Source organism: Arthrobacter sp. H41 (genome assembly GCF_000520535.1).
In the GTDB taxonomy this organism is placed as follows: Bacteria; Actinomycetota; Actinomycetes; order Actinomycetales; family Micrococcaceae; genus Arthrobacter_D.
The window spans coordinates 1-8,661 of sequence record NZ_KI914773.1; the positions used below are offsets into that span (position 1 = coordinate 1).

Below are 8,661 nucleotides of genomic sequence, written 5' to 3' on the forward strand. Positions count from 1 at the left end.
CTGACCCGCACGGTGTCGAGAAAACTCCACCACTCAGCGGGACGTAACCCCCTGCTGGTGCGTCTCGTTACATTCCTACCACCGTTCAAGCGCCGCCTCCGATTGTTGCGGACCCGCCCATTCGCGGGCATGGCCGAGAGAGGTCGCATGGTCGCAGATGGATTGGATAACCCGTTCTTCCGGGCAGGTGCTGCTCGGTCAACCCGAACGCCTTCCTAGTTCCTGTTTCAGCAGCCAGTGCAGCCCGTCGGTTTCGGAGGTGAAGTAGCGGGTGGCCACGGGGGAACGGTGGGAAAACGCGGCCATCACCTCATCGACCGGGTCCTCGCCGATCAGGGCGACATGGGAAAACCTTCTGTAATTCATCATGCCCTCGCGCGCCTCAGGCGTCACCAAGCTGATGCCACTCATGTTCACCAGCAACGGCAGTACTGAAGGGCCGTGAAGGTCGGCGAGCGCCGAAGCGGCAGCGACGCCGACCGCGTGGGTGATCGCCGTTCCGGGCTCCCAGCGGAGCCGAAGGAAACCCTCCTCGAGGGAGACACTGAACGGTTTTCCGGGTTCCTGCGGCACGGGCGTTCCTTCATCGAACAAGGTGGAGTGAAGTCGAGGCTACTAGCAATGGGCCGCCGGTGGTTCACGTCACCACTGACCTGCGCGCACGCTCCGCTGCTGCCCGGGTGAGGACCACATCCTCCCAGGAGGAGGCGCGCTCCACCAGTTGCCGCGAGCAAAGCCACTGGGCAAGCCGGGACGCCAGGCTGATCTGTGCCAGCCGGTCGTGGAAGTCGGGCAGCAGGTGGGCTCCCGTAAGGAATGCGGGAAGGGCGTGCAGAAGCTCTTCGGCGCCCATGACGCGGGCGTAGGCCGAATCGGCTTGGAACTGCGCCTCAAGTTCCAGAAGCCGGGCGCTCGGCGAGCTGAGCAGGGCGACGCCGTCGTTCTCCAGGAAGGACCGCAGATGCTTCTGAACACGTGCATAACGCAGCTGTGTCTCCGGATGCCTCGCCTGGCCGCTTGCGGCGAAGAAGCGCTTCAAAACGGAATCTACGTTCGCGGGGTCCATGCCCACATCATGCCTGCGCCCTCTGACATTCCGGGCTCAGAAAGGATCGACGCACCGGGCTGCTCCGGGGCCCATGCGCAGGGAGACCGTCAGAGGTTGCCCGTACTGATCAGCAGCATGCGGCGCAGCGGCTCGGCGGCACCCCAGAGCAGCTGGTCCCCGACAGTGAAGGCGCTGATGTACTCCGGGCCCATCTCGAGCTTGCGGATGCGGCCCACCGGGATGTCGAGGGTTCCCGTCGCCGCGATCGGGGTCAGGTTCGCCACGGTGGCTTCCTTGGTATTCGGAACGAGCCGCACCCACTCGTTGTCGGCTGCGATGAGCTGCTCGATCTCGCTGACGGGGAGATCCTGGGTCAGTTTGAGCGTGAGCGCCTGCGAGTGCGAACGCATGGCGCCCACCCGCACGCACAGGCCGTCGAACGGAATCCGCTTGCCGGCGAGGTCGGTGCCGAGGATCTTGTTCGTCTCACTACCGGCCTTCCACTCCTCCTTGGACTGCCCGTTTCCGAGGTCGGCGTCGATCCAGGGGATCACTGATCCGGCCAGCGGCACGCCGAACTGAGTGGCGTCCAGTTCCGGATGCCGCTGCTGCGCGAGCACGGCGCGGTCGATATCGAGGATGGCCGATGCCGGATCGTCGAGGTTCACCGCGACGCTGCCGTGGATGGCCCCGAACTGGGTCAGCAGTTCCCTCATATGGCGCGCGCCACCGCCGGACGCGGCCTGGTAGGTCATCGAGGTGCCCCACTCGACGAGCCCGTTGCGGAACAAGCCGCCGAGGCCCATCAGCATGCAGGAAACCGTGCAGTTGCCGCCGATGAAGTCCCGAACTCCGCGGGCGAGGCCGGCGTCGATCGCATCCCGGTTGACGGGGTCGAGCACGATGATGGAGCTCGGCTCCATCCGCAGCGTCGACGCTGCGTCGAGCCAGAGGCCGTCCCAGCCGGCGTCGCGCAGCTTCGGGTACACCTCGGCCGTGTAGTCGCCGCCCTGCGCCGTGACGATGATCTTCAGTTTGGCGAGGGTTTCGACGTCGTACGCATCCTCGAGCGGCCCGGCACCCGCCGCGAACGACGGCGTCTCTCCGCCGGCATTCGACGTCGAGAAGAAGACGGGGTTGACGAGGTCGAAGTTCCCTTCATCCTGGAGCCGCTGCATGAGGACCGAGCCCACCATGCCGCGCCAGCCGACGAATCCGACTGAAGGCAGAAGTGAGGGCAGGGAGGAAGCGGCTGCTGAAGTCATGCCTCCAGTTTACGGGGAGTGGTCCGGCGGGCAGGAGTTCATGACGTTCCCTGTTCGCCGGCCGAATTCAGGAGATCCGCGTCCAGAGGCTGATCCGGTATCGCGTCCCGTTCTCCGCGGTCAGCCAGCCCGTCTCGGGGGTCAGGGCGCTGAGCTTCCAGTCGGAGTCGAGCAATGGCGCAAAGGTATCGCCCTCCATCTCGTCCTCGATGACGGTGACGAACGCCGCATTCGCCCGGGCCACCGCAGTCTCATACACCTTGCCGCCGCCGATGATCCAGACTTCCTCGCCGCCCGCACTTTCCAGCGCTGTCTCGATCGCGGCGTCGACCGAATTGACGACGACGGCGCCCTCGATGGCGTCGGCGCTCGTCACCACGATGTTCGTGCGTCCGGGCAGCGGCCGGAACCGATCAGGGAACGATTCCCACGTCCGCCGCCCCATCACCACGGGATGGCCCGACGTCGTGCTCTTGAAATGTGCCAGGTCCTCGGGAACGTGCCAGGGCATGCCGCCATCCCTGCCGATCACGCCGCCCTCGGTCTGGGCCCAGATCATGCCGATCACCGGGCCCGAGCCCACCACGTCCCGTGCGTTCAGTTGCCCGCTCATACGGCGATCGGCGCCTTGATAGTGGGGTGGTGCTGGTAGTCGATCACGTCGAAGTCCTCCAGGGCGTAGTCGAAGATGCTGTCCCGCTTGGTCCTGATGCGCAGTCGCGGGTAGGCGTAGGGTTCCCGTGACAGCTGCTCGTTCACCTGGTCCAGATGGTTGTCATAGATGTGGACGTCACCGCCGGTCCAGATGAATTCACCGGGCTCCAGCCCGGTCTGCTCTGCCACCAGAAGGGTCAGCAGGGCGTAGGAGGCGATGTTGAAGGGAACCCCGAGGAAGGTGTCGGCGGAGCGCTGGTACAGCTGGCAGGAGAGCCTGCCCGGACCGCCGTCCTTCCCGGGAGAGACGTAGAACTGGAAGAACGCGTGGCACGGGGGCAGAGCCATGTCGGAGAGCTCGGACACGTTCCACGCTGAAACGAGGTGGCGCCGGGAATCCGGGTCGGTCTTCAGGCCCTCGATGACCTGGGCTATCTGGTCGATGTGGCCGCCGTTCGGGGTGGGCCACGACCGCCATTGGACGCCGTAGACCGGACCGAGCTCGCCGTCGTCGTCCGCCCACTCGTTCCAGATGGACACCCCCTGGTCCTGGAGCCACGACACATTCGATTCACCGCGCAGGAACCACAGGAGCTCGAGAGCCACCGACTTGAAATGGACGCGCTTGGTGGTGATCAGGGGGAAGGATTCGCTGAGGTCGAAACGCAGCTGCCGGCCGAAGACGCTGCGCGTTCCGGTCCCCGTGCGGTCGCTTTTCGCGGCACCGTTGGCCATCACGTCGCGCAGCAGGTCTTCATAGGGGGTGGGGAAGGGATGATTCACGGTAGAAGTCTAGTTGCAAGCTAGTCGTCGTAGGCCCGGAACTGCTCCACCGAGACGATTCGCCCGTGGTTGGTCCCGCTGATCTGGCAGATGACGGCCTCGCCCGGGGACAGGTAGGGGTCCTCGGCGGGAAGGAGTGCCGAGAGCCGCCACGTCATGTGGGTACGGAGCACCTCGAACACCAGGGGCAGCACCGGACGGTGGGTACAGATCGCCACGGACTTCCGCTTGTCGAAGGTCTTCTCCACCGCGGCGCGCGCCCGGCCCGGCTTGCGTGCGGCATCGCTCTCGGTGAGTGCGTCCACCAGTTTCAGCTTTGCGTCGCGCTTCGTGACGTAGGGGGAGATGGTCTGGACGCACCGCACCCAGGGGCTGCTGATCACGCGCTCGGGACTCCACGCCTGAAGCAGCCGGCTGACCGCCACGGCCTGGCGGCGGCCGGTGGCGGCAAGCGGCCGTTCACCCTCCGCCCGGCTCCAGGAGGACCGCGGCTTGGCCTTGGCATGGCGTACCACGAGGAGGGGCCAGGTGAGGAGATCCTTGCGGGTGTGCGCGTCCACGAGCGCTTCGAGCGGCTCGACGTCGGACGGGTTGCTCAGCAGTTCGCGGGCCCTGTCCGGAGTGCACCATCGGACCTCGTCCACTTCGCTGCCGTCGGGCACCGGCACGGAACGGTCCGCCCGGGCGGCCCAGTAATACACCACTTTCAGACCGGAGGGAACGGCATACCAGATCGAGGGAAGCGGAATTCCGAGCTGGACCTGCAGCCCGATCTCCTCGAAGGTCTCGCGGACGGCACACTCCGGCGTGGTCTCACCCGGGTCCAGCTTTCCCTTCGGCCAGGACCAGTCCCTGTACCGGGGGCGGCGGATCAGGAGAACCTCGAGCCTGCCCTTCTCGGTGCGCCAGCAGAGGGTGCCGGCAGCGACGACGTCGGGGGGTCCCCCGGGCGTCACCACCGCCGGGCGGGCCTGCTCCGAAAGCGCCATCAACGCCGGGAGATCGCGCGCTGGCGCGAGCGGGACGCCAGCAGCCAGGACTGCACGTCGTTCAGGGGAGAACCGTCCTCACTCTTGTGGTGGCGGGACCAGCACCCGGTTTCGTCGAGGTGCCAGCTCGACGTCGTCGGATCCATGTACCGGTCCATCAGTGCGATGAGGTAGGCGATGTCCTCCGGAGCGCTGAGCTGGACCAGGGCCTCCACGCGGCGGTCGAGGTTGCGGTGCATCATGTCGGCGGATCCGATGAACACCGCGGGGTCCCCGCCGTTCGCGAAGGCGAAGACGCGGGAGTGCTCGAGGAAACGGCCGAGGACGGACCGGACGGTGATGTTCTCGCTGAGCCCGGGAACCCCGGGACGCACGGAGCAGATACCGCGGACGATCACGTCGACCTGCACGCCCGCCTGCGACGCGCGGTACAGGGCGTCGATGATCGCCTCGTCCACCATGGAGTTCACCTTGATGACCACGCGGGCGGCCAGGCCGGCATTGCGGTTGGCGATCTCCTTCTCGATGCGGTCGATCAGCCCCGAGCGCACGGAGCGCGGCGCCACGAGGAGGCGCTTGAACGTGGACTTAGGGGCGTAGCCGGACAGCTGGTTGAACAGGCGCGAGAGGTCCTCGCCCACCTGGTCATTGGCGGTCAGCAGCCCGAGGTCCTCGTAGTACCGGGCGGTGCGCGGGTGGTAGTTGCCGGTCCCGATGTGGCTGTAACGGCGCAGTCCGTCGATTTCCTGGCGCACCACGAGGGAAAGCTTGCAGTGCGTCTTGAGGCCCACGATCCCGTACACCACGTGGACGCCGGCCTGCTCGAGTTTCCGCGCCCAGGAGATGTTGGCCTGCTCATCGAAACGGGCCTTGATCTCCACGAGAGCAAGCACCTGCTTGCCGGCTTCGGCTGCGTCGATGAGTGCGTCGACGATCGGCGAGTCGCCCGAGGTGCGGTACAGGGTCTGCTTGATGGCCTGCACCTTCGGATCATTGGCGGCCTGTTCGAGGAACGCCTGCACCGACGTGGAGAAGGAGTCGTACGGGTGATGCAGCAGGATGTCCCGCCGCCTCATCGCAGCGAAGACGTTGGCGGCCTTGGACGTTTCGCTCTCATTGAGGTGGCGGCTCGTATGCGGAACATGCTTGGGGTAGTGCAGGTCCCCGCGGTCGATCTTGCCGATGACGCTGAGCCCGCGGAGATCGAGGGGTGCCGGGAGGTCGAAGACCTCGTCCTCCTCCACCCCCAGTTCGCGGGACAGCAGGGCCCGGATGCTCGGGTTGATGTCGGTGGTGACCTCGAGGCGCACGGGGGGCCCGAAACGTCGGCGCAGCAGCTCCTTCTCGAGCGCCTGCAGGAGGTTCTCGGCGTCGTCCTCCTCCACCTCGAGGTCCTCGTTCCGCGTGACGCGGAAGGTGTGGTGCTCAAGGACCTCCATGCCGGGGAACAGCTGGTCGAGGTGGACGGCGATGACTTCCTCGAGCGGGATGAAGCGGGCGATCCGCCCTGCCACGTTGCCGGCGCGCGGCCCGTCCACCGATACGAGGCGGGGCAGCTGGTCGGGGACTTTCAGACGCGCGAAGAACTCCTTCCCGCTGACGGGGTTGCGGACCACCACGGCCAGGTTGAGCGAGAGCCCGGAGATGTAGGGGAAGGGGTGGGCCGGATCCACGGCGAGCGGCGTCAGGATGGGAAAGACCTTTTCCGCGAACAGCCTGCGCAGCTCCTCCCGGGCCGGGCCGTCCAGTTCCTCCCAGGTGGTGAGGTGGATCTTCTCCTCGGCCAGCGCCGGCCGGATCTGCTCGGCGAAGACCGCCGCGTGGCGCTGCTGGAGGCGGTATCCGTCGCCCATGATCTTTTCCAGCTGCTCGATCGGACTGAGGCCCCCGGCCGAGGGAACCGCGAGCCCCGTGGCGATGCGCCGCTTGAGGCCGGCCACCCGGACCATGAAGAATTCGTCGAGGTTCGAGGCGAAGATCGACAGGAAGCTCACGCGCTCCAGGAGGAAAAGATCAGGGTCCTCGGCCAGCTCGAGGACCCGGGCGTTGAAGTCCAGCCAGCTGATCTCCCGGTCGAGGAAACGGTCAGGGCTGATATCGCCGGAGGGCAGCAGGCTTGGTGCGAAGTCAGGGAGGTCGATGCGGTCCTGGGTGGCCCGCGCCGGTGATGTTTCGGAGGAACCGTAGCGTGAGGGGACTCGGACGGTGATTTCGGATTCCATACTGTCTCCTGCGGTTCTCAACGTGCCTGCTGCGGTGTCCGTGGCGAGGGCTGAAGCGGGTATCCCCAGCTCGAACCCACCTTACAAGCTGGGGGTGCCTTCGCCACCTGCGTACATGACGTCGACGTCCCAGCGGGTGAAACCCAGCCTGCGGTAGAGAGCGACGGCGGCCGTGTTGTCGGCGTCGACGTACAGCATGATGGCCTGGAGTCCGCGCTGATGAAGATGGTTGATGCCGGCGACAGTCAGGGCCTTGCCCAGACCGAGGCCCTGCGCCGCCGGTGCAACACCCACCACGTAGACCTCGCCGATCGACGGATGTGCACCCACCGCCGGGTGCACCTTGGTCCAGTGGAAGCCGAGCAGGCCGGGAACACCCGGGCGCTCGGCAAGGAGAAATCCGTCCGGATCGAACCAGTCCTCGGCCATCCGGGCGCGGAGGTCCGCCAGTGTGGTCGACCCCTGCTCGGGATGGTGGGCGAAGGCCGCCCGGTTCGTTTCAAGCCACGCTTCCTCATCCTGGCCGGGGACGAACGCGCGCAGCGTCACTCCCTCGGGCAGGGCAAGTTCCGGTGCGGACTCTTGGAGTGCTGCCCGCGTCAGCCGCATCCGCCACAGCTCTCTCACGGGCTTCAACCCGAACCGGGCAGCCAGGTCCACGGCTGCAGGATGGTTCCCGTGGGACCACGCCTTCAGTCCGGGGAAGTCCTCTGCGCGGACGGCCTCGGCGAGGGCAGTGCCCACTCCTTCACCGCGGCAGTCGGGGGCGACCACGAGCTCCATGACACCGGAGTCCGGCGAGCTGCCGGCATCGCCTGCCAGGCTCAGGACCGCCACCCCGGCGAGCTCGCCGTCGCCGTCGTCGTCGGTGGCAGCGGTGCCTTCGGCGCCGGGCCGGGCGGTGAAAACCATCACCCGCGGTGCCTCGCTCCCGGACGCGCGGAGATTGACGAGTGTCTGCTCCGACAGCGGCGGATTGCCGTCGGCTTCCGTCGATGCCGAGGCGAGCGTAAGAATTTCCTCGAGTATCCGGGATCCAGGAACGCCTTCCTTCCGGGTGACGGTCCAGGTGGGGTTCGAAGCGGTGGCGGTCATGCGCCCAGCCTAGTGCCCCGCACGGCGCCGCATCAGGCCGGTTTGGCGGGGACCGAACATCTGGGGTAGCGTTGCAACTCGTTCGAGGGGGATGCACCAGTGGGGTGCCCGCGATACGTTCGACCCGTATGTCCTCCACCAAGGCCGCAAGGCGACAGAAGAACCCCTCCACCGTCAGTGGAGGGGTTCTTCTGTCTTCATGGGCTTCGAGTTGTCAGGCGTTGACGTTCGAGTTTACGCCCTCAGGGGTCCGGGTCAGCGTAAAGCGGTACCCGACGTTACGCACGGTGCCGATGAGTTGCTCGTGATCGGTGCCGAGCTTGGCGCGCAGCCGCCGGACATGGACGTCGACGGTCCTCGTTCCCCCGTAGTAGTCGTAGCCCCACACCTCGTGGAGCAGCTGGTCCCGCGTGAAGACCCGGCCCGGGTGCTGCGCGAGGTACTTCAGGAGCTCGAATTCCTTGTACGTGAGGTTGAGCGGCTCGCCATTGACCCTCGCCGTGTAGCTGGCCTCGTCGATCACGACGCCCGACGCATGGATCTCGGTGCTCGCGTCCCCGCCCGCGGCGGACCGCGCGATGATCAGCCGCAGGCGCGCCTCGACC

At 66.6% G+C, this 8,661-nt stretch carries 9 protein-coding genes; all 9 read right to left on the reverse strand.

Going from position 1 to position 8,661, the window contains the following annotated elements:
• Positions 1-198 precede the first annotated feature (198 nt).
• Complete coding sequence (locus Y705_RS0104040; RefSeq protein WP_026531911.1) at positions 199-573, reverse strand: DUF7793 family protein; 375 nt, start codon at positions 571-573, stop codon at positions 199-201.
• Positions 574-637: 64 nt separating this feature from the next.
• Positions 638-1,066 carry a hypothetical protein gene (locus Y705_RS0104045; protein ID WP_026531912.1) on the reverse strand — a complete coding sequence of 143 codons (429 nt, stop codon included), beginning with the start codon at positions 1,064-1,066 and terminating at the stop codon, positions 638-640.
• 89 nt (positions 1,067-1,155) lie between these two features.
• Positions 1,156-2,313 (reverse strand): aspartate-semialdehyde dehydrogenase, encoded by a 1,158-nt coding sequence (asd, locus tag Y705_RS0104050; protein ID WP_049822255.1) that lies wholly within the window; start codon positions 2,311-2,313, stop codon positions 1,156-1,158.
• A gap of 67 nt (positions 2,314-2,380) precedes the next feature.
• Complete coding sequence (locus Y705_RS0104055; RefSeq protein WP_049822256.1) at positions 2,381-2,926, reverse strand: dihydrofolate reductase; 546 nt, start codon at positions 2,924-2,926, stop codon at positions 2,381-2,383.
• Positions 2,923-3,702, reverse strand: coding sequence for a thymidylate synthase (locus Y705_RS0104060; RefSeq protein ID WP_049822262.1), 780 nt, complete (start codon positions 3,700-3,702; stop codon positions 2,923-2,925). Before Y705_RS0104060 ends, Y705_RS0104055 begins: the two co-directional genes overlap by 4 nt.
• Before the next feature lie 68 nt (positions 3,703-3,770).
• Positions 3,771-4,739 carry an NUDIX hydrolase gene (locus Y705_RS0104065; protein WP_049822257.1) on the reverse strand — a complete coding sequence of 323 codons (969 nt, stop codon included), beginning with the start codon at positions 4,737-4,739 and terminating at the stop codon, positions 3,771-3,773.
• Entirely contained in the window at positions 4,739-6,961 is a 2,223-nt protein-coding gene (locus Y705_RS0104070) for an RNA degradosome polyphosphate kinase (RefSeq protein WP_026531917.1), read from the reverse strand. Before Y705_RS0104070 ends, Y705_RS0104065 begins: the two co-directional genes overlap by 1 nt.
• An 81-nt stretch (positions 6,962-7,042) precedes the next feature.
• The gene (gene mshD, locus Y705_RS0104075; RefSeq protein ID WP_026531918.1) at positions 7,043-8,056 is read right to left on the reverse strand and encodes a mycothiol synthase; all 1,014 of its coding nucleotides are present in this window, start codon (positions 8,054-8,056) and stop codon (positions 7,043-7,045) included.
• A gap of 214 nt (positions 8,057-8,270) precedes the next feature.
• Positions 8,271-8,661 (reverse strand): winged helix-turn-helix domain-containing protein (locus tag Y705_RS17315; RefSeq protein ID WP_162149036.1); only part of this gene is annotated, 391 nt, incomplete at its 5' end.